At 70.6% G+C, this 24407-nt stretch carries 24 protein-coding genes; 14 read left to right on the top strand and 10 right to left on the bottom strand.

The window, feature by feature from the left end; all coding sequences use genetic code 11:
* Positions 1-19 precede the first annotated feature (19 nt).
* From U3649_RS01205 to U3649_RS01195, 3 genes are read left to right on the top strand one after another with little or no spacing between them, the layout of a single operon-like run.
* Positions 20-157 carry a hypothetical protein gene (locus U3649_RS01205; protein ID WP_407353080.1) on the top strand — a complete coding sequence of 46 codons (138 nt, stop codon included), beginning with the start codon at positions 20-22 and terminating at the stop codon, positions 155-157.
* Positions 154-726, top strand: a complete 573-nt coding sequence (locus tag U3649_RS01200; protein ID WP_407353079.1) for a cytochrome c oxidase assembly protein — start codon at positions 154-156, stop codon at positions 724-726. The genes U3649_RS01205 and U3649_RS01200 overlap by 4 nt, the downstream gene beginning before the upstream one ends.
* A 43-nt stretch (positions 727-769) precedes the next feature.
* The gene (locus U3649_RS01195) at positions 770-1660 is read left to right on the top strand and encodes a cytochrome c oxidase subunit 3 (protein WP_407353078.1); all 891 of its coding nucleotides are present in this window, start codon (positions 770-772) and stop codon (positions 1658-1660) included.
* 136 nt (positions 1661-1796) lie between these two features.
* Here U3649_RS01195 and U3649_RS01190 read toward each other — a convergent pair whose 3' ends face one another.
* Entirely contained in the window at positions 1797-2015 is a 219-nt protein-coding gene (locus U3649_RS01190; protein ID WP_370564219.1) for a twin transmembrane helix small protein, read from the bottom strand.
* Positions 2016-2075: 60 nt separating this feature from the next.
* Here U3649_RS01190 and U3649_RS01185 point away from each other — a divergent pair, with 60 nt between their 5' ends.
* From U3649_RS01185 to cyoE, 4 genes are all read left to right on the top strand, one after another.
* Complete coding sequence (locus U3649_RS01185; protein WP_407353077.1) at positions 2076-2810, top strand: SURF1 family protein; 735 nt, start codon at positions 2076-2078, stop codon at positions 2808-2810.
* Positions 2807-3376, top strand: coding sequence for a hypothetical protein (locus U3649_RS01180; RefSeq protein WP_407353076.1), 570 nt, complete (start codon positions 2807-2809; stop codon positions 3374-3376). The genes U3649_RS01185 and U3649_RS01180 overlap by 4 nt, the downstream gene beginning before the upstream one ends.
* Positions 3376-4551: a COX15/CtaA family protein gene (locus U3649_RS01175; protein ID WP_407353075.1), complete on the top strand. Its 1176-nt coding sequence runs from the start codon at positions 3376-3378 to the stop codon at positions 4549-4551. Before U3649_RS01180 ends, U3649_RS01175 begins: the two co-directional genes overlap by 1 nt.
* Positions 4552-4672: 121 nt before the next feature.
* Positions 4673-5578, top strand: coding sequence for a heme o synthase (cyoE, locus tag U3649_RS01170; RefSeq protein ID WP_407353074.1), 906 nt, complete (start codon positions 4673-4675; stop codon positions 5576-5578).
* 59 nt (positions 5579-5637) lie between these two features.
* Here cyoE and U3649_RS01165 read toward each other — a convergent pair whose 3' ends face one another.
* The 7 genes from U3649_RS01165 to rpsU form a co-directional block, all read right to left on the bottom strand.
* Positions 5638-7638, bottom strand: a complete 2001-nt coding sequence (locus U3649_RS01165; RefSeq protein WP_407353073.1) for a prolyl oligopeptidase family serine peptidase — start codon at positions 7636-7638, stop codon at positions 5638-5640.
* Between the two features lie 150 nt (positions 7639-7788).
* A complete protein-coding gene (locus tag U3649_RS01160; protein ID WP_407353072.1) occupies positions 7789-9189 on the bottom strand; it encodes a hypothetical protein in 1401 nt (466 codons plus the stop codon).
* 177 nt (positions 9190-9366) lie between these two features.
* A complete protein-coding gene (gene dnaG / locus U3649_RS01155; protein WP_407353071.1) occupies positions 9367-11097 on the bottom strand; it encodes a DNA primase in 1731 nt (576 codons plus the stop codon).
* A gap of 439 nt (positions 11098-11536) precedes the next feature.
* On the bottom strand, positions 11537-12424 hold the full coding sequence (locus U3649_RS01150; RefSeq protein ID WP_407353070.1) for a YihY/virulence factor BrkB family protein: 888 nt from the start codon (positions 12422-12424) through the stop codon (positions 11537-11539).
* A 283-nt stretch (positions 12425-12707) separates the two neighbouring features.
* Entirely contained in the window at positions 12708-13214 is a 507-nt protein-coding gene (locus tag U3649_RS01145; RefSeq protein WP_407353069.1) for a GNAT family N-acetyltransferase, read from the bottom strand.
* 16 nt (positions 13215-13230) lie between these two features.
* Entirely contained in the window at positions 13231-13677 is a 447-nt protein-coding gene (locus tag U3649_RS01140) for a GatB/YqeY domain-containing protein (protein WP_407353068.1), read from the bottom strand.
* A gap of 232 nt (positions 13678-13909) precedes the next feature.
* The gene (rpsU, locus tag U3649_RS01135) at positions 13910-14125 is read right to left on the bottom strand and encodes a 30S ribosomal protein S21 (protein WP_111267721.1); all 216 of its coding nucleotides are present in this window, start codon (positions 14123-14125) and stop codon (positions 13910-13912) included.
* Between the two features lie 135 nt (positions 14126-14260).
* Here rpsU and tsaD point away from each other — a divergent pair, with 135 nt between their 5' ends.
* The 5 genes from tsaD (at position 14261) to U3649_RS01110 (ending at position 18715) form a co-directional block, all read left to right on the top strand.
* Positions 14261-15364, top strand: a complete 1104-nt coding sequence (gene tsaD, locus U3649_RS01130) for a tRNA (adenosine(37)-N6)-threonylcarbamoyltransferase complex transferase subunit TsaD (RefSeq protein ID WP_407353067.1) — start codon at positions 14261-14263, stop codon at positions 15362-15364.
* Positions 15365-15413: 49 nt separating this feature from the next.
* On the top strand, positions 15414-15770 hold the full coding sequence (folB, locus tag U3649_RS01125) for a dihydroneopterin aldolase (RefSeq protein ID WP_407353066.1): 357 nt from the start codon (positions 15414-15416) through the stop codon (positions 15768-15770).
* Positions 15771-15808: 38 nt separating this feature from the next.
* Positions 15809-17077 (top strand): mechanosensitive ion channel family protein, encoded by a 1269-nt coding sequence (locus U3649_RS01120; protein ID WP_407353065.1) that lies wholly within the window; start codon positions 15809-15811, stop codon positions 17075-17077.
* A 1-nt stretch (position 17078) separates the two neighbouring features.
* Complete coding sequence (gene folK, locus U3649_RS01115; RefSeq protein ID WP_407353064.1) at positions 17079-17573, top strand: 2-amino-4-hydroxy-6-hydroxymethyldihydropteridine diphosphokinase; 495 nt, start codon at positions 17079-17081, stop codon at positions 17571-17573.
* 311 nt (positions 17574-17884) lie between these two features.
* On the top strand, positions 17885-18715 hold the full coding sequence (locus tag U3649_RS01110) for a DUF6159 family protein (protein WP_407353063.1): 831 nt from the start codon (positions 17885-17887) through the stop codon (positions 18713-18715).
* 423 nt (positions 18716-19138) lie between these two features.
* On the opposite strand, the gene U3649_RS01105 is transcribed toward U3649_RS01110, so the two are convergent.
* The gene (locus U3649_RS01105; RefSeq protein WP_407353062.1) at positions 19139-19876 is read right to left on the bottom strand and encodes a pteridine reductase; all 738 of its coding nucleotides are present in this window, start codon (positions 19874-19876) and stop codon (positions 19139-19141) included.
* A 367-nt stretch (positions 19877-20243) separates the two neighbouring features.
* Between U3649_RS01105 and U3649_RS01100 the strand changes: the two genes are divergently transcribed.
* Both U3649_RS01100 and U3649_RS01095 read left to right on the top strand, forming a co-directional pair.
* Positions 20244-21425, top strand: a complete 1182-nt coding sequence (locus tag U3649_RS01100; RefSeq protein WP_407353061.1) for a class I SAM-dependent methyltransferase — start codon at positions 20244-20246, stop codon at positions 21423-21425.
* Positions 21422-21835, top strand: a complete 414-nt coding sequence (locus U3649_RS01095; protein ID WP_407353060.1) for a VanZ family protein — start codon at positions 21422-21424, stop codon at positions 21833-21835. Before U3649_RS01100 ends, U3649_RS01095 begins: the two co-directional genes overlap by 4 nt.
* A gap of 251 nt (positions 21836-22086) precedes the next feature.
* Here U3649_RS01095 and U3649_RS01090 read toward each other — a convergent pair whose 3' ends face one another.
* Positions 22087-24372: a family 20 glycosylhydrolase gene (locus U3649_RS01090; protein WP_407353059.1), complete on the bottom strand. Its 2286-nt coding sequence runs from the start codon at positions 24370-24372 to the stop codon at positions 22087-22089.
* Positions 24373-24407 lie beyond the last annotated feature (35 nt).

The raw sequence follows: 24407 nt of genomic DNA, 5'->3' as shown, positions 1-24407 counted from the left end.
GACACCGCGGGCCACAGCAATGACCGGGAAGCGTGACGACGGTGATCCGCGGGTCGCCGCCGGACGGCGGCGCGCGCGGCGCACTGCGCTGATCGTCGCCGTGATCGCGGTTGCGATCTACGCCGCCTTCATCCTGTCCGGAGTGATCGGCCAATGAGCGCGCGCAGGACCGACGTGTTGAAGCTGGTCGGCATCGCGGTGGCCGCGTTCGCGTTCACCTTCTCGCTGGTGCCGATGTACCGGATCGCCTGCGAGAAGGTGTTCGGCATCCGCCTGGACAACACCGCCGCGGCAGTCCCCGCGGGCGCGCCGGCGCCGGTGCCCGGGCGCGTGGTCACGGTGGAGTTCGACGGCAGCGTCAACTCGAAGCTGCCATGGTCGTTCCACCCCAACCAGACCCGGATGCAGGTGCGCGTGGGCGAGCAGTACGAGACCACCTACTACGCGCACAACGACAGCGACAGCGCGATCGTCGGCAGCGCCACGCCGTCGGTGGCGCCGGCGCGCGCCTCGGGGTACTTCCAGAAGACCGAATGTTTCTGCTTCACCGCGCAGACGCTCGAGGCGGGCGAGACGCGCGACATGCCGGTGCGCTTCATCATCGACCCGGCGTTGCCGCCCGAGGTCAACACCGTCACCCTGTCGTACACCTTCTTCAAGAACGACTTCGCCACCGAGCGCCTGTCGCAGGCGGCCCCGGCCGCCACGCCGCTGGCGGCGCGCTGAATCCAACCCACCCTCACGCAGTCCCCGAACCGGAATCCGAGCCATGGCCCAAGCACACGCCCAGCAACAGCACGACACGAACATCTATTTCGTGCCGCACGGCAGCCGGTGGCCGGTGTTCGCCTCGGTGGCCCTGTTCGTCGCCATGTTCGGCCTGGCGAGCTGGTTCAACGACGTCAGCTGGGGCCGGACCGTGTTCTTCGTCGGCGTCGCCGGGTTGGCGGCGATCCTGTTCAAGTGGTTCGCGGACGTGATCCTCGAATCGGTCTCGGGCTACTACAACAAGCAGGTCGACACCTCGTTCCGGATGGGGATGGTGTGGTTCATCTTCTCCGAGGTGATGTTCTTCGCCGCGTTCTTCGGCGCGCTGTTCTACGCCCGCCAGTTCGCTTTGCCCTGGCTGGGCGGCGAGGGCGTGAAGGGCGTGGCGACCAATACCTATCTCTGGGAAGGCTTCAGCGCGGCCTGGCCGACCAGCGGCCCGGGCGAGGTCGGCGGCGGTTTCCAGACCATTCCGGCCTGGGGGCTTCCGCTGCTCAACACCCTGATCCTGCTGACGTCGGGCGTGACCGTCACCATCGCGCACCATGCGCTCAAGGCCGGCCAGCGGGCCCGCCTGCTGGTGTTCCTGGGCCTGACCGTGCTGCTGGGCTGCGTGTTCCTGTTCTTCCAGGCCGAGGAGTACATCCACGCCTACCGCGAGCTCAACCTGACCCTGGGCTCGGGCATCTACGGCTCGACGTTCTTCATGCTGACCGGCTTCCATGGCGCTCACGTCACGCTCGGCACGATCATGCTGCTGGTGATCTGGTTCCGCTGCCTCAAGGGCCACTTCACCAAGGAGAACCACTTCGCCTTCGAGGCGGTGGCCTGGTACTGGCACTTCGTCGACGTGGTGTGGCTGGGGCTGTTCCTGTTCGTCTATGTGTTGTAAAGCCGGGATTCGGGAGTAGGGATTCGGGATTCGCCGAGCGAAAATTCCGGTGTCCTTGCAGAAAAAGCGACGGTGCACCGTCGCTCTTTGCTTTTGCCAATCCCGAATCTCCAATCCCAAATCCCGTCGGCGGCGTTCAGCCGCCGACCCCGTGCGGCTCGATCCAGCCCATCCAGATCGCCAGGATCACGAGCAGGATCAGCGCCACCGACAGGCCGATGCGCTTGGTCAGCGCGTTCACCGTGCGCTTGGTCTCGCCCTTGTCGACCAGCATGTAGTACAGGCCCGCGCCGAGGTTCCAGAGGATGAGTATCAGGAAGGCGACGACGAGCAGGGTTTTCAAGGAATCGCTCATGGCGGTCTCCGGCGCGTGGTTGCGCGAGCGGGCATTATCGCAGCTGCGGGGCAGGTCCGCGTGACCCGAACCCGGACCCTGCTGTTCGGCTGGGCCCTGGCGCTTGCGGGTACCGTGCTGTTCGCCGGACTCGGCAACTGGCAATGGGGGCGGCAGCAGCAGAAGCAGGCGCTGCTGGACGCGGCGGCGCATACGCTGCAGCGGCGCGATGCGCGGCCCCTGGCCGCCGCCGCCGATCCCGCCGGCGCGCGCGATTACGACTGGGCCGCGGGGCGGGGCCGCTATGCCGACCTGCCGCCGGTGCTGCTCGACAACCAGCAGCGCGGCGGCCGGCCCGGCGTGCGCGTGTACCGCGCGTTCGTACCGGACGCGGGCGAACCGTTGCTGGTGGAGCTGGGCTGGCTGCCCCTGCCCCCCGACCGCGACCTGCCGCCGGCCGTGCCGCCCCCGGCGGAGACGCATGTCCGCGGACTGCTGACCCCGCCGCCGTCGGCCGGGATCGCCGCCGCCGCGCTGCAGCCGCAGGCCGACGGCAGCCTGCTGGCGATCGCGCTCGATCCCGCGGCGATCGCCGACGCGTTCGGGCTGCCGGCGCTGGCGCCGCGGGTACTCCGGCTCGACCCCGAGCTGCCGGGCGGCTACGCGCGCGACCTGGAGGTACTGCCGAACACGTTGCCGCCCGAGCGGCACCTCGGTTACGCGGTGCAGTGGTACGGCCTCGCGCTCGCGGTGCTGGTCACCGCGCTGGTCCTCACCCTCCGCCGTCGCAGGCGACATCCGGACAGCACCCCATGAACGCTCCCGTCTCCGGCCGCCAGCGCAACCGCAACCGCGGCCTGCTGGTCCTGATCGTGGTGATCTTCCTCGGCAGCGCCGTCGTGGCCGGCGCGCTGCGGTTTTCCGGCTGGCGTCCGGAGGGCACGCGCAACCACGGCGAGCTGCTGCAGCCGCCGGGCGACCTGCGCGAAGTGGTGCCGAATCTGCGCAGCGGCGACGCCTACCACTGGCAGCCGGGCGAACGCCAGTGGCGGATCGCCGTGGCGCCGCCGGCGGGCTGCGGCGAGCCGTGCGTGACGCTGTCGACGCAGCTGGACACCGTGTGGCAGCTGTTCGGACGCGAGGCCGACCGCGTGCACATCCTCTGGATCGGCGACCTGCCCGAGGCCGCCGCGCGCAATGCCGCGTTGCGCGAAGTGATGGCCGACCCGGCGCTGCGCGCGGGCCTGCCGCGCGTCGACGATCCCGCCGGCGTGCCGGTGTACGTGATCGATCCGAATGGGTTCGTCATTCTGCGTTACGCTCCCGGCTTCGATCCGGGCCATCTGCGCACCGACATGGCCCGATTGCTGAAACTCAAGTGATGAGCAGACTGTCGCCGACCGTCTACAAGCACTTCCACCGCATCGCCTGGTTCGCGGTGGCGCTGACGCTGTGCGTGGTGGTGTTCGGGGCGTTCGTGCGGCTGTCCGATGCCGGGTTGAGCTGTCCCGACTGGCCGACCTGCTACGGCCGCGCCGCCTGGCCGCAGTCGCCGGACGAGGTCAGCGATCACGCCGCCAGCCAGATCCGCCCGTTGCAGGCGCACAAGGCCTGGCGCGAGCAGGTGCACCGCCACATCGCCGCCGCACTCGGCGTCCTGGTGCTGGTGCTGGCACTGCTGGCCGCGCGCCGGCGCCGCTACGGGGTGGCGCAGATCATCGGCGCCTCGCTGCTGGTGGCGGGGGCGATCCCGGCGTACATGGCCGGGCACCACGGCGTCGCACTGGGACTGGCCGGGCTGGGCGAGGCGATCCTGCTGTTCGCGGCGATGCGCTGGTCCAATCTCGATCTCGCCCGCGCAGCCGCGTTGACGCTGGCGGTGATCGTGTTCCAGGCGCTGCTCGGCAAGTGGACGGTGACGCTGCTGCTCAAGCCGGTCATCGTCATGGGGCATCTGCTCGGCGGCCTGCTGACCTTCTCGCTGCTGACCTGGATGGCCTGGCGCGCGACCGACGTGCCGATCCGGCTGGCGGGCGCGAGCGCGTTGCGACGCTGGCTGATCGCCGGCGTGGCGCTGCTGGCGCTGCAGATCGCGCTCGGCGGCTGGGTCAGCGCCAACTACGCGGCGCTGGCCTGCGGCGGCGGCGGCTGGGTCACCGAGAGCGCGCACTGGAACGATTTTCCGCGGTGCGTCGGGCAGTGGTGGCCGCGCAGCGATTTCAGCGAGGGCTTCGTGCTCTGGCGCGGCCTCGGCGCCGATTACGAGGGCGGCGTGCTCGGCGGCGAAGCGCGGATCGCCATCCAGATGGCGCACCGGATGATGGCGGTGGCGGTCTTCGCCGGCCTGCTCTGGATCGCCGCGCGGCTGCTGCGCACGCCGGGCCTGCGCGGCTGGGGCGGAATGCTGGGGGCGCTGGCGGTCGGCCAGGTGCTGCTGGGCATCCTCAACGTCAAGCTGTCGCTGCCGCTGTCGGTCGCGGTGCTGCACAACGCCGGCGCCGCGCTGCTGCTGTTCGTACTGGTGTCGCTGCTGGCGCGGATCGAGGAGCCGGCGTGAGCGCGCCGCGCCGTTTCCGTCGCCTCCACCGTAGAGCAGAGCTTGCTCGGCTGCGCCGGGCTCCGGAGCCGGGAGCAGCCGAGCAAGCTCGGCTCTACGGGTGTCGTGGGGCGGCGCCAGCGTGAGCATCGCCCGCGAATACTGGAGCCTGACCAAGCCGCGCGTGGTGGCGCTGATCGTGTTCACAGCGCTGGTCGGCATGTTCCTGGCGGTGCCGGGGCTGCCGCCGCCGGGGCCGGCATTCTTCGGCCTGCTCGGGATCTGGCTGGCGGCCGCCTCGGCGGCGGCGATCAATCACCTGATCGACCAGCGCATCGACAAGCTGATGGCGCGCACCGCGCACCGGCCGCTGGCCACCGGCACGCTCAGGCCGGCGCAGGTGCTGGTGTTCGCCGTGCTGCTGGGCGCGGCCTCGATGGCGATCCTGATCGTCCTGGTCAACCCGCTCACCGCCGGGCTCACCTTCGCCTCGCTGATCGGCTACGCCGTCGTCTACACCGGCTTTCTCAAGCGCGCCACGCCGCAGAACATCGTCATCGGTGGCATCGCCGGCGCGGCGCCGCCGGCGCTCGGCTGGGCCGCGATCACCTGCACCCTCGACTCGCACGCGCTGCTGCTGGTGCTGATCATCTTCGTGTGGACGCCGCCGCATTTCTGGGCGCTGGCGATCTTCCGCCGCGAGGACTACGCGCGGGCGCTGATCCCGATGCTGCCGGTCACCCACGGCGTCACCTACACCCGCTGGCAGATCCTGTTCTACACCGTGCTGCTGCTGCTGGCCACGCTGCTGCCGTGGGTCACCGGCATGAGCGGCGTGTTCTACCTCGGCGGCGCGCTGGTGCTGGGCGGCATGTTCCTCTGGTACGCTTGGCGGCTGCTCGACCCGCCGGACGAGTTCTTCGCCATGCGCGTGTTCAACTATTCGGTGGTCTACCTGATGGCGTTGTTCGCGTTCCTGCTGGTGGACCATTGGCTGCAGCCGTGGCTGGCGCCGGTGCCGTTGCTGGAGTTCCGGCAGGTCGGCTGACGAGGCGCCGCCTGCGCACCGCGGGCCGGCGGCGGCCCGCGGCGCGAGCGGTGGAGTGGTCAGTCCGGTGCGCCCGTGTCGCCGTCGAGCAGGAACCGCTGCCAGAACAGCATCGCCGCGGCGCCGAAGTAGTCGCTGTTGGACTTCTTCGCGAAGCCGTGGCCCTCGTCGTCGAACATCAGGAACCACACCGGCTGGCCGTTGTTCCGCACCGCCTCGACGATCTGCTCGGCCTCGGTGTAGGGCACCCGCGGATCGTTGCGGCCCTGGGCGACGAACAGCGGCGCGGCGATGCGGCCGGCGTTGCTCAGCGGCGAGATCCGCTCGAAGTGCGCCGCCATTTCCGGGTCGCGCTCGTCGCCGTACTCGGCCCGGCGCAGGTCGCGGCGGTAGTCCTCGGTGTTCTCCAGGAACGTGCCGAAGTGCGAGATGCCGACGATGTCGATGCCGGCGCGGATGCGGTCGCTGTAGTGCATCAGCGAGGCCAGCACCATGTAGCCGCCGTAGCTGCCGCCGTACACGCCGACGCGCGCGCTGTCGAGCTCCGGCTGCTGCGCGATCCAGTCCAGCAGCGCGCCGATGTCATTCACCGAGTCCTCGCGCCGCACGCCGTTGTCGAGCTGCAGGTAGGTCTTGCCGTAGCCCGACGAGCCGCGCACGTTGGGCACCAGCACCGCCACGCCGAGCTCGTTGGCGAGGAACTGGAACGTCGGATTGAAGGTCGGCAGCGCCTGTCCTTCCGGGCCGCCGTGGATGCTGACGACGACCGGGTACTTTCCACCCGGCGCCGGTGTTTTCGGCGTGTAGTAGAACGCGGGAATGGTGCGCGGCCGGCCGTCGACGGTGTCGAAGGTGGGGTAGCGGACCAGTGTCGGCGCGACGAAGGCGTCGCTGTCCAGGCCGCCGACCTCGCTGCGGGTCCAGCGCGCGAGGTCGGCGCGCTCCAGGTCGATCACGTAGACATCGCTGGGCGAGGTGGCGGTGTTGAGGGTCAGCGCCAGGCGCCTGCCGTCGGGCGAGAAGCTGGCGCCGCCGAACACGCCGACCGGCAGCTCCGGCAGCGCCACCGGCGCCAGCGCGGGCAGGCGCAGCAGGTGCAGCCGGGCGATGCCGTCCTCGTTGGTGGCGTAGACCAGGTGGCGCCCGTCGTCGGAGATCTCGAAACCTTGCACGTCCCACGGGATGTGGCCGCTGACGATCGTCGGCGCGCCGCCGCCGGGCGCGTGGTAGCGCAGGGTGCGGAACTCCTGCGGCTCGCCGTCGATCGGTTCGTCGGAGACGTAGAACACGCCCTCGCCGTCCGGGGCGTAGCGGAAGTCGCCGAAGCCGGCCTTGCCGCCGTCGACCGGAAACATCCGCAGTTCGCCGTTGGCCAGGTCCACCTCTCCGGGGTACGACTCGTTGATCGACACGTACCGGACGACCAGCATGCGGCCGCCGTCGGGCGAGAAGTCCGCCGCGCTCCAGTTGCCGCCTTCGGTGACCACCGGGCGCGCCCGCCGCGAGGCGAAGTCCATCACCCAGACGTCGGTGTCGGTGCCGTTGCGCGCGGTGCTGCTCCAGGCGAGCTGCCTGCCGTCGCGCGAGAACAGCGGTCCCTGATTGCGGCTGCGCTTGCCGTCGGTCAGCAGCGTGCTCTCGCGCGTGGACAGGTCGTACCAGAACAGCTGCCAGAACTCGTCGCCGCCGACGTCCTTGCCGTAGACGAAACCGTCGAGCCCGGATTCGGCAGGTGCGGTGTCGCCGATGCCGATGCGCTCCGGCTCGAAGGTCAGCTGCTCGCGCATGCCCAAGGGTTCGCACACGCGGTGCGCCTGGGTGGTCTCGGCGAAACGGGTGCCGACCAGCAGGCAGCCGTCGCGGGTCCACCCGGCGACGCTCGCGCCGCGGGTGTTCTGGTAGCGGTTGAGCCGCTGCAGCAGCTCGGCCGGGATTTCCGGCATGTTCTCGGTGACGCGGTTGCCGATCTGGAGACGTTCCGGGGGTGGAGGCGCCGCCACGGCCACGTGCGTGGCGGCGAGCGCGAAACAGGACAGCAGGAACGCATGCAGACGGGGCATCGGGTCCTCCAGGCGGGCCGGGCGCGGGTGTCGGCACTATAGCGAACCCGGCGGCGGCGCACGGCATCGGCCACCGCCTTGCGCTGCGGCGGGCCGGGCTGCCAGTGGAGGCCATCCGCTCCGCCGCCGGGGCGGAGCGGGATGCCATGTTCAGTCGATGTCGGTGGAGGTGACGGCCGCGAACTCGGTCTTCAGGTCCTGGATGGTGCTGTCGGACGAGTCGTCGATGTAGCCGTCGGCATCGCGCGGGATCGACAGTTCGTAGAACGCCTGCGCCAGTTCGGTGGCGGTGTCGCCGTCGCTGGACTCGAACCTGCCGATGATGCTGTTGATCGCGGACGTGGTGATGCCGTTGCCGACCGACGCGATCACGCCGGCGCCCGGATTGGCCGCGCCGGCCGCGCCGTAGGCGGTGCCGAAGATGCCCTTCAGGGTTTCCGCCTGGTCCTTGCGCTCGGTGTTCAGGTCGGAAATCGCGTTGACCGCGGAACCGGTGAACAGGCCCAGGTTGCGTGCGACCACGTCGCTGCCGGCGACCGTTTCGTAGGCGTTGCCGCTGCCGTCGTTGCCCTGCTGCAGCTGCAGGATCACGTTCCTGATGTCGGCTTCGCGGCCGGCGCCGATCAGCTCGCGGTTGAGGGTCGTCAGCGAGGTGCCGCTGAGGTCGTACTGGGTGCGGATCTCGGTGACCACGCCGTTGGTGTCGCTCTGCAGCAGGCCGAGCATCGCGTCGCTCAGGCCGGTGCGGGCGGGTTCGTGGCGGCTGTCGACGCCGACATCGCCGATGACGGCGCCGTTGTCGCCGCCCTTCTGGATCAACTCCAGACGCTCTGCAGCCGCGGTGAACACCGCGCCCTTGACGCTGGGATCGTTGCTGGTCGCGGCGGCTTCGACGATCCGGGTGGCGACGGAGCTGTCGAAGTTGGTGATGTTGCCGTTGCGGGTGCTGGTTTCGGCCTGGTAGATGCCGGCCTGCATCACCGCGTCGAGCTGCGCTCCGTCCAGGTGTCCGACGGCGGTGTCGAAATCGTCGCCTTCCAGGCTGCCCAGCACCTCCGCGACCGCCTGCGCATCGGGATCCGCGCGCAGGGTGTCGGTGACGTCGTTCTTGTGCGTCGGCTCCGGATTGTAGTTGTCGTCGCCGCTGTTGGTGCGGTCGGCCATGTGGGACACGAAGTCGGTCTTGGTGGCCGAGTCGGCATGCGTCGCCACGGCGGTGCCGAGTTCGCGCACGCTGTCGCCGAACCCTTCCGACTCGAAGGCGTTGACGACCCGCGTGAGCTGTTCGCCGTCCAGCCCCTCCGCGAGGTTCTTGAACAGGTCCTGGCGTTCGCCGGCGCTCAGGCTGCCCATGTTTCCGTGGACTTCCTGCGCCCAGTTCTTCAGGTCGTCGGCCTCGAGCTGGCTGACGACCTGGTTGCGCTCGCTCGGGGTGAGTCCGGACAACGTGCTGCTGATGTCGGTCAGGTCGCCGTGGCTGACGTCCCAGTCCAGGAAGCCTTGCGAAAGGCGGTCCTGGATGGTGTTGACTGCGTCGTCGATCGTGCTCATCTGTGGCTCCGGGGGCGGGGGTATTCGGTGGGCTGGAACGGTCCGTCGGATCATCCGACGACGCGGCGCGACAGCACAGCTGGGGCGATCCCTAGCTGGTTCACTTCCGGTTGGGAAAACCGGCGTGCCGACGGACGCCATGCGCCGCGTCACGCGCGCGGCATGCGCGACGCCGGATCAGCGCGCTCCGCTCTGCAGCAGTTCGCGCAGTTCGGCCTTGTCGGCGGCGTCGAGCCCGGTTTCACGCTGCTTGGCCTGCAGTTCCTCGACGCGCTGCTGCAGGGCCTGGCGGTCGAGCTGGGCGATCGCGCCGACGAACTCGTCGCGCCAGCCGGCCTCTTCGCCAGGCATCGACTGGGCGGCGAGCTTCTGCAGCGCCTCGGCTTCCTCGCGCCCCTCGAAGTGTTCCAGCAGCGAGCCGGTGGTGATGCCCGGGCGCGCGTGCACCAGTGCGATCAATTCGGTCAGCAGGGCGATGCCCGGCTGGCGCAATGCGGTGAAGCGGTAGGAGCCGGGCAGTTCGAGCGCCAGCGCCGGACGTTGCAGCAGCAGGCTGATGGCGGCGCGCACCAGGCTGCGCCTGGGCGCGGGTGCCGCGGATCCGCCGCGGCGCACGCGGTGCGTGGGGACGTGCGTCTGCGGCGCGCTGCCGCGCGCGCCGACGCCGGTGAGTTCGGTCAGCCGCTGGCGCATCAGGTCGACGAAGGCGCCGTCGGGGATCTGCGCCAGCATCGGCTGGGCGCGTTCGGCCAGGCGCGCCTTGCCGTCCAGCGTGCCGAGGTTGACGTCGGCGCCGAGGCTGTCGAACAGGAACCGCGACAGCGGCACCGCCTCGCGCAGACGCGCGTCGATGCCGCCGGCGCCCTCGGCGCGCACCAGCGAATCGGGATCCTCGCCCTCCGGCAGGAACAGGAAGAACGCCTGGCGGCCGTCGCGCATGCGCGGCAGCACCGATTCCATCGCGCGGGTGGCGGCGCGGCGGCCGGCGGCGTCGCCGTCGAAGCAGAAGTAGACGTCCGGCGCATTGCGGAACAGCAGCTCGGCGTGGTCGGGCGTGGTGGCGGTGCCGAGCGTGGCCACCGCCTGGGCGATGCCGTGCTGGAACAGGGCGATCACGTCCATGTAGCCCTCCACCACGATCAGCCGCTCGATCTTCTGGTTGGCCTGCCGCACCTGCCACAGGCCGTACAGCTCGCGGCCCTTGTGGAACAGCGCGGTCTCGGGCGAGTTGAGGTACTTGGGGCCGTCGTCCTTGCTCAGCACGCGGCCACCAAAGGCGATGGTGCGCCCGCGGCGGTCGGCGATCGGGAACATCACCCGGTCGCGGAACTTGTCGTAGCTGTGGCCGCGGTCGTTCTTCGACAGCAGCCCGGCGCGGTCGAGCAGCTTGAGCCGGCGCTCGTCTGCGCCCAGCGCGTCCTTCAGGGCGGAGAATCCGTCCGGGGCGTAGCCGATCCCGAACTGCTCGCGCAGGGCGTCGTCGACGCCGCGTCCGTCCAGGTAGGCGCGCGCCTTGGCGCTGGCGGCCAGCTGCTTGCGGAAGAAGCCGGCGGCGGCATCCAGCGCGTTGAACAGGGCCTGGGTGTCGCCGTCCTGGTTCCGCTGCTGGGTCTCGCGCGGTATTTCCATGCCGGCGCCGCGCGCCAGCTCCTCGACCGCATCGAGGAACTCCATGCGGTCGTAGTTCATCAGGAAGCTGATCGCGCTGCCGTGCGCGCCGCAGCCGAAGCAGTGATAGAACTGCTTGGCCGGCGACACCGTGAACGAGGGCGAGCGCTCGTCGTGGAACGGGCAGCAGGCGGCGTATTCCTTGCCCTGGCGCTTGAGCGGCACGCGCGCCCCGATCACCTCGACGATGTCGGTGCGGGCCAGGAGGTCGTCGATAAAGGCGTCCGGAATGCGGGCCATCTCAATCGCTCCGGGGCAGCGGCATGCGGGTGTCGCTGCAGCCCATAGCGCTGCCGCGCGCGGCGGCGCGCCCAGCCGCGCGGCAGCCCCGGTTCGTGGGGGCGCGGTCATCGATGAACGCGTCGGGGATGCGGGCCATGGCGCCATGATCGCACCCTCCGGACGCGGCCGGCAGCCTGGATGATCGCGTGCCGGAGGAAGAGCGTTTTGGCCGCGATCGGCGCGGGTGAACGTGGATAAGGCATTCCTTCGAAGGCAGGATCCGACACGCCGTCATCCCGGCGCAGGCCGGGATCCACGGCATGCAGACCCATGGATCGACGCGACGTCGGAATGGCGGTGCTCGGCCCCACCCTTGAATGGCTTTATCCGCGTTCATCCGCGCCGGTCCGTGGCAAGAATGCTCTTCCGGCCGGGAGCGTCTCCCGGGGCGCGGGCATCAGTCCGCGGGCGATGCGGGCGGGGAGGCCGCGTCGTCCGCCCTGTCGCGCGCGCGCTCGTCGATCACGGAGGTGATCAGCGCGCCGACGAAGAACACCATCGCCGCGTAGTACATCCACACCAGCAGCACCACCAGCGTGCCCATCGAGCCGTAGGCGCTGCCGGGCGCGGCGCGGCTGATGTACAGGCCGATCCCCCAGCGGCCGAGCACGAACAGCCCGGCGGTGATCAGGCCGCCGAGCAGCGCCCGGCGCCAGCCGACGCGGCGGTCCGGCAGGTAGTGGTAGAGCAGGGCGAAGGCGAGCGCGTACAGCGCGAACGCGCTGGCGTTGCCGAGCGCCGGCAGCAGCGATGGCACGCCGGAGAAGAGTAGATCCAGCACCGTGGACAGCAGGGTCGACACCAGCAGCAGGAAGCCCAGCGCCAGCACCACGCCGAAGGAGAACACCCGCTTGCGCAGCCATGCCAGCAGCGCCAGGCGCCGGGCGTCGGTGTGGAAGATCAGGTTCAGCGTCTTCTGCAGCCGGGCGAACACCACGGTCGCGCCGAGCAGCAGCAACAGCGTGCCCCACAACCCGGCCAGTGAGCCCAGGTCCGGCCGCTGCCTGGCGTTGTCGATCACCGTGCCGACCACCTTCTCGGCGCTGGTGCCGGCAAGCTCGCCGACCTGTGCGAGCAGCGCCTCCTGCGCCGAGGGATAGAGCAGCGAGGTCAGCCACAGCAGCAGCACCAGCAGCGGCGCCAGCGAGATCAGGGTGAAGAACGACAGCGATGCCGCATGGGCGAGCAGGTCGATCTCGACGAAGCGCCGTACCACCGCGGCCGGCAGGCTGTCCTGGAGCCTGTGCGCCAGGCGCTTGAAATAGTGGCTCGACGGGAGCGGCATCTCTCGGCGGCGTGGGAATCCGGTGGCCCCGCAGCATGCCAGAGCGGCGTCCACGGTGGGTGAGAACGGCTGCCCGATTGCCGGTTCTCCGGCTGCCGGCGATCCGTCCCGGCGCGGTCGCGGGAAGGCCGGCTGTCGCGGCGCGCGATCGGCGTGCCGGCGGCTTGCCCGATGCCCATGTGGGAGCGACGGAAGTCGCGACAGGCCGCCCGCGGAGTCGCGACTTCCGTCGCTCCCACATGGGGTTGCGGTCGCCGCGGCCCGGCGTGGAGCCGGCGCGGCGCTACGGGATGGTGGAACCGTCCTTCGCGAGCCGGCGCAGCGCTTCGCCGTCGACGCGCTGCACGGTCCAGCCGTCCATGCCCACCGCGCCGAGTGCGCGGTAGAAGCGGATCGCGGGCGCGTTCCAGTCCAGCACCGACCACTCGAAGCGGCCGCAGCCGCGCTCGAGCGCGAGCTTCGCCAGGTGTGTCATCAGCCGCCGGCCGAGGCCGAGGCCGCGGAAGCCGGGGCGGACGTAGAGGTCCTCCAGGTACAGCCCGGGACGGCCGAGGAACGTGGAGAAGTTGTGAAAGAACAGCGCGAAGCCGGCGGGCGCGCCCTCGACCTCGGCGATCACCACCTCGGCCCCGGGGCGCGCGCCGAACAGGCTCTCGGCCAGGGTCGCCTCGTCGGCGACCACCTCGTGCCCCAGGCGCTCGTACTCGCCCAACTCACGGATGAAGGCGAGGATCTGCGGCACGTCGGCGCGCGTGGCTGCGCGCAGCACGATACCGGACGGCGCGGACATGGGCATCGCCGCGCGCTCAGCCGGCGAGCTTCTGCTTCGCCAGGCGCGAGACCTCGCCCATGTCGGCCTGCCCGGCCAGCTTCGGCTTCAGCACCCCCATCAGCCGGCCCATGTCGGCCGGGCCGGCGGCGCCGGTCTCGTCGATGGCGGCCTCGATCGCCGCCAGGATCGCGGCCTCGTCCAGTTTCGCCGGCAGGTAGCGCTCGATCACCGCGATCTCGGCGCGCTCCACCGCGGCCAGGTCCTCGCGGTCCGCGGCCTCGTACTGCGACACCGAATCGCGGCGCTGCTTGACCATCTTGTCCATCACCGCGATCACCGCGGCGTCGTCGAGCTCGACGCGCTCGTCGACCTCCTTCTGCTTGATCGCGGCGTTGATCAGCCGGATCACGCCGAGCGAAGCCTTGTCGCCGGACTTCATCGCGGCCTTCATGTCGTCGGTCAGTTGCTGCTTCAGGGTCATGGGTGGGAGCCGAGATTGGTGATTGGGGATTCGTGATTGGTGATTCGAGAAGGCAAAAGCGGGCGCGGATACAGGTTCGGACGCAGGTTAACGCACGCGGCGTTCCGCTCTTGCGAATCACCAATCACGAATCACGAATCCCGGCTTCCAACACAAAAAGCCGGCGACGCTCGCGCGTGCCGGCTTCTCGCTGGAGTACGGTCGGCTCCGCGCCTGAGGCGCGGACCGGGACTCAGTACAGGCGCTGACGCTTGGTGACGTCGCGCGAGGCGCGGCGGGCCTGGCGCTTGACGGCGGCCGCGGCCTTGCGCTTGCGCTCCTGGGTCGGCTTCTCGTAGTACTCGCGCTTGCGCGTTTCGGCCAGCACGCCGGCCTTCTCGCAGGTGCGCTTGAAGCGGCGGAGGGCAAACTCGAACGGCTCGTTTTCGCGGACTTTGACGCTGGGCATGGAATCTCCGGGACGGTAGCTCCGCCGGGCAGGGCACGGCGAGCCGCGTATGATAGCCGTCGTGGCCCCGCGCCCGCAAGCCATGGCGGGCGGGCGCGGGTGAAAACTCGCTATCGGATCCCCAATTCCCGCCCCATGCGCGTCCTCGGCATCGAAACCTCCTGCGACGAGACCGGCGTCGCCGTCTACGACACGGCGCTGGCGGGCGCGGCCGGGCTGCGCGCGCAGGCGGTCTACAGCCAGGTCGCCCTGCACGCCGAGTACGGCGGGGTGGTGCCGGAGCTGGCCAGCCGCGACCACGTCCGCAAGCTGCTGCCGCTGATCCGCCAGACCCTGGCCGAGGCCGGGCTGGCGGTCGCCGATCTCGACGGCGTCGCCTATACCGCCGGCCCCGGCCTGGTCGGTGCGCTGCTGGTCGGCGCCGGGGTGGCGCGGTCGCTGGCCTGGGCGCTGGACGTGCCCGCGCTCGGCGTGCACCACATGGAAGGCCACCTGCTGGCGCCGCTGATCGAGGATCCAGACCCGGTTCACGGCCGGCCGGAGCCGCCGTTCGTGGCGCTGCTGGTGTCCGGCGGCCATACCCAGCTGGTGGCGGTCGACGCGATCGGCAGCTACCGGCTGCTCGGCGAGACCCTGGACGACGCCGCCGGCGAGGCCTTCGACAAGACCGCCAAGCTGATGGGGCTGCCGTATCCGGGCGGCCCGCAGCTGGCGGCGCTGGCCGAGCAGGGCGCGCCCGGCGTCTACCGCTTCCCGCGGCCGATGACCAACCGGCCCGGGCTGGACTTCAGCTTCAGCGGGCTCAAGACCCAGGTGCTGCTGGCCTGGCGCGACAGCGACCAGGGCGGGCAAACACGGGCCGACATCGCGCGCGGCTTCGAGGACGCGGTGGTCGAGACCCTGGCGATCAAGTGCGAACGCGCGCTGGACGCGGCCGGCAGCGAGGTGCTGGTGGTCGCCGGCGGCGTCGGCGCCAACCGCCGCCTGCGCACGCGCCTGCAGGCGATGGCGGCCGCCCGCGGCGGCCGCGTCTGCTTCCCGCGTCCCGAGCTGTGCACCGACAACGGCGCCATGATCGCCTTCGCCGGCGCCCTGCGCCTGGCCGCCGGCCAGCACGACGACGCGGCGGTGCGGGCGGTGCCGCGCTGGGACATGGCGACGCTGGCGCCGTTGGCGCCAGCGCGGGATTCGGGATTGGAGATTCGGGATTCGCAAGAGCATTCAAAGCCGGCGCGCTAAGCTCTTGCTCTCACGACTCCCTAATCCCGAATCCCCAATCCCGGCCCTTATGGACACAGTCTTCATAGAAGCGCTCGAGATCGAGACCGTCATCGGCATCTACGACTGGGAGCGGCGCATCCGCCAGCCGCTGCTGCTCGACCTGGAGATGGGGTTCGACAACCGCGTTCCGGCGGCCAGCGACGACATCGCCGACACGCTGAACTACAAGGCGGTCAGCAAGCGCCTGGTCGAGTACGTGTCGCAGTCCGAGTTCGGGCTGGTGGAGACGTTGGCCGAACGCTGCGCGCAGATCGTGCTCGACGAGTTCGGCGTCGACTGGCTGCGGTTGAAGCTGAGCAAGCCCGGCGCGGTGCGCGGCGCGCGCGCGGTCGGCGTGGTCATCGAGCGCAGCCGCGCCGACTGACGGTGCGGTGCGTCGCTGCGCCCTGCTAACCTGTCCGCATGCAACGTCTGACCGATGCCATACCCGCCCTGGCGGGCGTCCCCTACGCCGACACCCTGCTCGCCCTGCTGGCCCTGATCCTCGGCGCCGCGCTCGCCAGCTGGATCACCCGGCGGGTCCTGCTGCGCATCGTGCGCAAGCTGGTGCAGGCCTCGCCGATGCACTGGGACGATGCGCTGCTGGCGAGCGGCGTGCTGTCGCGGCTGGCGCACGTGGTCCCGGCGCTGGTGATCTCGTCCGGCATCGCCTTCGTGCCCGGCCTGCCGGAGGCGACGGTGCTCGTGGTGCGCAACGTCGCCCATGCCTACATGGTGCTGACGGTGGCGCTGGCGCTGGGCAACTTGTTCAACGCGCTCGGCGACCTGTACGCGCGCGACGCCGACCGCGCGAGGACGCGCCCGATCAAGGGCTACCTGCAGGTCGCCAAGCTGGTGGTGTTCCTGATCGCCGCGGTGCTGGCGATCGCCGCGCTGATCGACCGTTCGCCGCTGATCCTGTTGTCCGGCCTGGGCGCGATGACCGCGGTGCTGCTGCTGGTGTTCAAGGACACCATCCTCTCGCTGGTGGCCAGCGTGCAGCTGTCGGGCAACGACATGCTGCGCGTGGGCGACTGGATCGAGATGCCGGCGCTGGACGCCGACGGCGACGTGATCGACATCGCGCTCAACACGGTGAAGGTGCAGAACTGGGACAAGACCATCACCACCATCCCCACCTACCGGCTGATCAGCGAGTCGTTCAAGAACTGGCGCGGCATGGAGGAGTCGGGTGGGCGCCGGATCAAGCGCGCGCTGCTGATCGATCAGTCGTCGGTGCGGTTCCTGGAGCCCGCCGAGCGCGACGCCCTGCGCCGGATCGCCCTGATCGACGGCTATCTCGACGCCAAGCGCCGCGAACTGGAGGAATGGAACGCGCAGCTGGAGGCCGCCGGCAAGGACCCGGTCAACACCCGCCGGGTGACCAACCTCGGCACCTTCCGCGCCTACGTGGAGGCCTACCTGCGCGCGCATCCGCAGATCCGCCAGGACATGACCCTGATGGTGCGCCAGCTCGAGCCCGGGGCCACCGGCGTTCCGCTGCAGGTGTACTGCTTCACCGCGACCACCGCATGGACCGTGTACGAGGGCATCCAGTCGGACATCTTCGACCATCTGCTGGCGGTGCTGCCCGAGTTCGGGCTGCGGCTGTTCCAGGCGCCGGGCGGCGCCGACGTGACCGCGGCGCTGGCGCGGCTGCAGGCGCAGGACGGGCAACCGGACGCCACCTGAGATGGGGCGCGCCTGCCTGAGCCTGGGTGGCAACCTCGAGCCGGAACGGCACCTGGCGGCGGCGATCGGCGCGTTGCGGGCGAGGTTTCCCGGCGCGGTGGTGTCCCGGGTCTATCGCACCCGCGCGGTCGGCTTCGACGGCGCCGACTTCCTCAACGCCGCGGCGGTGATCGACAGCGACCTGGACGCCTACGCGCTCGATGCCTGGCTGCACGCGCTGGAGGACGCGCATGGCCGCGATCGCAGCGGCCCGCGGTTCGGCGACCGCACCCTGGACCTCGACCTGGTGCTCTACGACGACCTGGTGCTGGAGGGTCCGGACCCTCTGCGGTTGCCGCGGCCGGAACTGCGCCACGCCTTCGTGCTGCGGCCGCTGGCCGAGATCGCGCCGGAAGTCGTCGAGCCGGCGAGCGGCCGGACGCTCGCCGAGCTGTGGGCCGAATCGCCCGAGCGCGACACGCCGATGGCGCCGGTCGCCCTCGCGGGGATGGCCTGAGTCCGGCAGGGCGCCCGCGAGGGGCAGGCGGGGAAACAGGGATCGCTGAGCTGGGGCAGGTCGGTGGTGTCGCGACTTCCGTCGCTCCCACAAAGCAGCCCGAACAATGTGGGAGCGACGGAAGTCGCGACGCGCCGATGTGCGGGCCGGTCGATCCCGGCCGGGTGCGCGGCTTCAGGAAATCGAGGTTCTGCGGGACCGATCGGCGGACCTGGGGTCACATTCGGGCCGGAAGCCCGTCATGACTTCAGGCGCTTGTCGCGGAAGTCGCGGGGCGGCAGGATGAATGAACGTCACAGGGGGAGGCAGGCATGTTCGAGAAGTTTCCCCGCAGCTGGGCGCTGGTGAAGGCCAGCGCGTCGGTGCTGCGCTCCGACAAGGAGCTGATGCTGTTCCCGGTCATCTCCGGCGCCGCCACGCTGGTGGTGCTGGCGACGTTCCTGATCCCGATGTCGCTATTGGGCGTGTTCGCCGACGGCTTCGGCGCCGGTTCGCTGGTGTTCGGCTTCCTGTTCTATTTCTGCCAGTACAGCGTGATGATCTTCTGCAACAGCGCGCTGGTGGCGGCGGCGATGATCCGCCTGGACGGCGGCGATCCCACGCTGTCCGACGGCTTCGACGCCGCCAAGCGGCGGCTGCCGGCGATCCTCGGCTACGCCGCGATCGCCGCCACCGTCGGCGTGCTGCTGCAGTCGTTGAAGAACCGCGACAACAACTTCATCGTGCGCCTGATCGGCAGCGGCCTGGGCGCTGCCTGGACCCTGGCGACCTTCCTGGTGGTGCCGGTGCTGGTCAGCCGCGAGGTCGGGCCGATCGACGCGCTCAAGCAGAGCACGACGCTGCTCAAGCGGACCTGGGGCGAGAACGCGATCGGAAACATCGGCATCGGCGCGGCGTTCGGGCTGATCACGTTCGGCACCGTGCTGCTCGGGATCGCGCTGACGGTGCTGGCCCTGCAGGCCTGGCTGGGCCTGGCGATCCTGGTGGGCGGGCTGTTCCTGGTCGCGGTACTGCTGCTGGCGGTGTTCCAGGCGGCGCTGAGCGGCGTGTACTCGGCGGTGCTGTACCGCTACGCGGTCTCGCACGACGCGCCCGAGGCGTTCCGCGGCCTGCAGCTCGAGCACGCGTTCGACAAGCGTTGACCGCCGTCGCGCAACGCGGCGCCCCGCGACGCAGGCCGGAACCGGTCCTCGTAGAGCCGAGCTTGCTCGGCTGCGCGGGCTCCGGAGCCGAGAGCAGCGGAGCAAGCTCCGCTCTACGAGGTGCCACGGGCCGGCCGCGCGGCGCGCCTCCGTAGAGCCGAGCTTGCTCGGCTGCGTGGGCTCCGGAGCCGAGAGCAGCGGAGCGAGCTCCGCTCTACGAGACGCCACGGGCCGGCCGCGGCGGCGCGCCTCCGTAGAGCCGAGCTTGCTCGGCTGCGCGGGCTCCGGAGCCGGGAGCAGCGGAGCAAGCTCCGCTCTACGGTTTCACCGGGGCATCTATTGACCGGTCTCACCGGTGCATCGTTCGCGCCGCCGGCGGCGGCGGCCTGGCTTCGCTGCATCGGAGAGACGGGCCCGGCGCGGTCAGCCGGAGACCAGGCGCCCGCCGTCGACAGCGATCACCTGGCCGGTGACGTAGCCGGCGTCGCGCAACAGCCAGGCCACGGTACCGGCGATCTCCGCCGGCGTGCCGGTGCGCGCCAGCGGCGTGCGCGCCAGCATCCGCCGCTTGCGGGCCTCGTCGGTCTCGCCGTCGCCCCACAGGATCGCGCCGGGGGCGACCGCGTTCACCCGCACGTCCGGCGCCAGTTCGAGCGCCAGCGCCCGGGTCGCCATCGCCAGGGCGGCCTTGGCCATGCAGTACAGCGCGTGCCCCGGAAGCGGCCGTTCGGCATAGATGTCGGTCATGTTGACGATCGCACCTCGCGCCGCCCTCAGGTGCGGCGCCGCCGCCTGGGCGAGGAAGAACGGCGCGCGCGCGTTGCTGGCGAACAGCGCGTCCCACTGTGCGGGCGTCGCCTCGCCGAGCGGCGTGGCGAAATAGGCCGAGGCGTTGTTGACCAGCGCGTCCAGGCGGCCGAAGCGGCCGACCGCGGCGGCGATCATCTCCGGCAGGCGGTCGAATTCGGCCAGCTCGGCCTGCAGCGCCAGGGTGCTGCCCGGGCGCGCGGACTCGAGTTCGGCGGCCAGCGCCTCGAGCTCGGCCTGCGAACTGCGATAGTGCAGCGCGAGATCGTAGCCGTCGGCGTGCAGCCGGCGCGCGATGGCCGCGCCGAGGCGGCGCGCGGCGCCGGTGACGAGGGCGACGGGGCGGTCTGCCATGGCGGCTCCGTGTCTATGGTGCGGCAGACACGATAGCGTCATTCGTGCGAAGCGTCTTTGCGTGGCAGGCATCGGTACTCGACAGATGTCTGGCGCATCTCGTCGGTCGTCGGGTCCAAGCGCAAGCCATGCCGGTATCACAGCGACTAGCGCTCGATTGTGCTTCCCCCTTTGAAAAAGGGGGATTGAGGGGGATTTGCTTTTGGCTTGGCGTTGGTCGGTCGCGCGCAAATCCCCAGCCCCCTTTTTCAAAGGGGGAGCGGAGGCTGTCCGTTTCCCGATAAGCGCTTGGTCCGCCCGGCCCCCCACCACCTCGCGGCATTCCACCCGCTTTCCGTAAACTGGCAACTGAAATTCAGGAGCCCGCATGCCCATTTCCGCCCCGGACGCCGATGCACTCGCGCACAGCGAACGCCTGCGGGCGCTGATCCGCGAGCAGATCGCCGAGGGCGGCGGCGCGATCCCGTTCTCGCGCTTCATGGAGCTGGCGCTCTATGCGCCCGGCCTGGGCTACTACAGCGCCGGCGCGACCAAGTTCGGCGCCGCCGGCGATTTCGTCACCGCGCCCGAGCTCGGATCGCTGTTCGCAGAGTGCGTGGCCGGGGCGGCGGCGCCGGTGCTGCGGCAGCTCGGCGCCGCCGCGGAGTTCGTCGAGATCGGCGGCGGTAGCGGCCGTTTCGCCGAGGACGCGATCGGACGATTGCTGGCGATCGATGCCATGCCCGCCCGCTACGCCATCCTCGAACCCAGTGCCGATCTGCGCGAGCGCCAGCGCGCGCACCTGCAGCAGTGCCTGGCACCGGCGGCGTTCGCGCGGGTCGCGTGGCTGGACGGACCGCCGCAGGCGCGCTGGGACGGGGTGCTGTTCGCCAACGAGGTGATCGATGCGCTGCCGACGCCGCGCTTCGCCCTGCGCGACGACGAGGTGTTCGAGGAGCACGTCGCGCTCGGCGGCGACGGCGGCTTCGTCCGCATCGACCGGCCGGCCGATCCGTTGCTCACCGCCGCGGTGCGCCATGTCGAGCGCCAGCTCGACGCACCGTTCGCCGACGGCTACCGCTCCGAATTGCTGCCGCAGCTGCCGTACTGGCTGCAGGCGGTGATCGGCGGTCTCGACCGCGGCGCGCTGCTGTTCATCGACTACGGCTATCCGCGCCGCGAGTACTACCGGCCGCAACGCAGGGACGGCACGCTGCGCGCGTTCCACCGCCACCAGCTGGTCGAAGACGTGCTCGCGCGCCCGGGGCTTCAGGACCTCACCGCCTCGGTCGACTTCACCGCGCTGGCCGAGGCCGGCACCGGCGCCGGATTCGACTTCGCCGGCTACTGCACCCAGGCGAACTTCCTGCTCGGCAACGGCCTGCCGGAACGGCTGGCCGAGCACGAGGTGCGCGCCGGCGATGAGGCCGGCCGCTACGCGCTGCGCCAGCAGGTCAAGACGCTGACCCTGCCCGACGCCATGGGCGAGCGTTTCCAGGCGATGGGCTTCGCGCGCGGGGTGGCGTTCGACCACGCCTTCCTCGCCGGCGACCTGGGCCACCGGCTGTGAAGCGGCGCCTTGGAAGATCGCTCAAGCCGTTCCGGCGGCCAGGGTTGTGGGCCGGCCTGTGGTGCGCCGCGGTGTCGGCGGTGGTGGTGCTGTCACTGGCGCCGCCGCCGCCGATGCCGCCGGTCGACGGCGGCGACAAGTTCGGGCACTTCATCGCCTACTTCGTGCTCGCCGCCGGCGCCGTGCAGTTGTATGCGCGCTGGCCGTCGCTGCTCGGCGCCGGGATCGGGCTGGTGTTGATGGGGGTGGGACTGGAATACGCCCAGGGCGCGCTGACCGAGACCAGGCAGATGGAGCGCGCCGATGCGCTGGCGAACACGCTGGGCGTGGCCGCGGGATTGGCGGTGCGGCTGACGCCGTGGCGGGACGCCTTGCTCCGTCTCGAACGAGGCCGGGCCCGCGACGCGTAGGCCCGCGATGCGCGCGCTGTCGGCGCCGCTGGACGCGCGGTGAACCAGACCACGCGGGCTTCGCGCCTATGAGGCGCTCCTACAGCCGCAATGGCGGCCGATCATTGTTTGTGGGAGCGACGGAAGTCGCGACTTCCTCCACGACAGGTCGCGACTTCCATCGCTCCCACAAGGCGCTATCCAGCCGATGTCCGCAATGGACCGCCGCGCGGCACGGTCCGGCCGCGAGCCGGACCGTGTCCACGGTGGACCTACCGGGGGACCAATCGCACCTCGTCCAGCACCCACATCGTCGGCCGCGTATCGCCGGTGAAGGTGATGCACAGGTCCTGCGTCCCCGTCTGCGCCGGCAGCGCCGCGTCCAGGACGACGAAGCCATCGGCGTCGGGGCGTTCGGGCAGCGGCACGCTGGCCAGGAGTTCGCCGTCGCAGCCGGCGTGGATCTCGAGTTCGCCGTGCGCGGACTTCGGCGTGCGGAACCTGCGGTTGGCTTCGTCGCGATGCAGCTGGAAGTAGTAGGGGATGCGGCCGGCGCGGACCTGCACCGAGGCGATGCCGTCCAGGTCGGCGCCGTCCCACTGCCAGCAGGGGTTGAAGATGTCGACGTTGAACAGCGCGCGATCGCCGTCGGCGGGGCCGTCGTCCTCCAGCCGCAGCATCAGCGCGCCGGTGCACATCTTCAGCGCCTCGTCGCTGCGGCGCAGCAGCGAGGCGGCATCGAAGCGCCGCGCGCTGGCATCGGCCAGCGCCTCCCCGTCGACGAACACCCGCGCGCGCACTTCGGCGGGCAGCGCCAGGGCCAGCGGCGCTTCGTAGGACGGCGATTCAGCGGTCGGATCGCCGCCGTCGATGGTGTAGCGGATGTCGTCGTAGCCGAGCGCGTTCGACAGCGCCACCGTGGCGGTGCCTGCACCGCGGTCCGCGGCTTCGACGGCCATGCGCACCTCGAACGGCGTCTGCGCGTAGGCGATGCCGAGCGCGCGGTAGCGCCGCAGCTGGGCCGGCAGCCGGGCCAGGAAGCCGTCGTAGTCGCGCCTGTCCGCGGGCGACCAGCCGATCTCGGCCAGGGCCGCGATCCGCGGAAACACCGCATGCTGCACGCGGCCATAGTCGCGCATGTGCTCGGTCCAGACGTTGGCCTGCACGCCGAGCACGTGGCGTGCCTGCGTGGCGTCGAGCGCCTCGGGGACGGGCTCGAAGGCGTAGACCTGCCGCAGCGGGATGGTTGCGGGACGCCCCGGCGGCTCGTTCGGCGAATCGGTCTGCAGGTAGTCCAGGTAGAGGTGGGACGAGGGCGACATCACCACGTCGTGCCCCCCGCGCGCGGCCTCGATGCCGCCTTCGATGCCGCGCCACGACATCACCGTCGCGTCGGCGGGCAGACGGCCCTCGAGGATCTCGTCCCAGCCGATCAGCTTGCGGCCGTGGCTGGACAGGAAGCGTTCGATGCGGGCGATGAAGTGCGCCTGCAGCTGCGTCTCGTCGGCCACGCCGAGCGCACGCATGCGCGCCTGCACCCGCGCTGACGCCTGCCATTGGTCCTTGACCGCCTCGTCGCCGCCGACGTGAATGTATGTGGACGGGAACAGTTCCAGCACCTCCGCCAGTACGTTCTCGAGAAACCCGAACGTGCCCTCCTCGGCGTTGAACAGGTAGGTGTGGATGCCCCACTCGTTGGACACCGCGGTCTCGCCCGCCACCGCGCCAAGTTCCGGATAGGCCGCCACCGCGGCCTGGGCGTGGCCGGGCATGTCGATCTCCGGCATCACGGTGATGTGGCGCTCGGCCGCGTAGGCGACGATCTCGCGGATCTGCGCCTGGGTGTAGTGGCCGCAGTAGGCGCGCGTCCGGCCGGTGCCGGGATCGATACCGGCGTCGCCGGCCGGGATGCGGCAGCCGCCGACCTCCGTCAGGCGCGGATAGCGCTTGATCTCGATGCGCCAGCCCTGGTCGTCGGTCAGGTGCCAGTGGAAGACGTTGAGCTTGTGCAGGGCCATCGCGTCGAGCAGATGCTTGATCTCGTCGACCGACTGCATGTGCCGCGCCGAGTCCAGCATCAGCCCGCGCCAGCCGAAGCGCGGCGCGTCCTCGATATGCACGGCCGGAAGCCGGCCGTCGGCATCGAGGAGCTGCCACAGCGTGATGGCGCCGTAGAACAGGCCGCGTTCGTCGCGGGCCAGGATCCGCGCGCCGTCGTCGTCGACGTCCAGGACGTAGCCCCCATCGCCTGAGGCGGCGGTCGGGTCGAGCGTGTACGTCACGCCGGCACCATGCTCGGAAGCGGTGGCTTGCAAGGTCAACCCATGGGTGCGCTGGACCAGGTCGGCAAAGTAACGGGCGACCCGTGCCGCTGGCGCGCCTCGGGCGACGACGGCCGGATTTTTTTGCAGTTCGTAGCGGCCCTGGCCGGACTGCAGCTCGGCGGGGATCGGGATCGGCGTCGGCTCTGACCCGGCAGCGGCCGGAGCCAGTATCGCGAGCAGGACGAGGGCTGCAGCCAGCGGCAGCCGACGGGCATGGTGATGCGAGGGTTTCATCCGCTTCTCCGGAAAGGCGCAGGCCCGGTTCGCCC

This window comes from Luteimonas sp. R10 (genome assembly GCF_045689605.1).
Taxonomy (GTDB): domain Bacteria; phylum Pseudomonadota; class Gammaproteobacteria; order Xanthomonadales; family Xanthomonadaceae; genus Luteimonas.
This window is presented reverse-complemented; position numbering and strand designations above follow the sequence as displayed.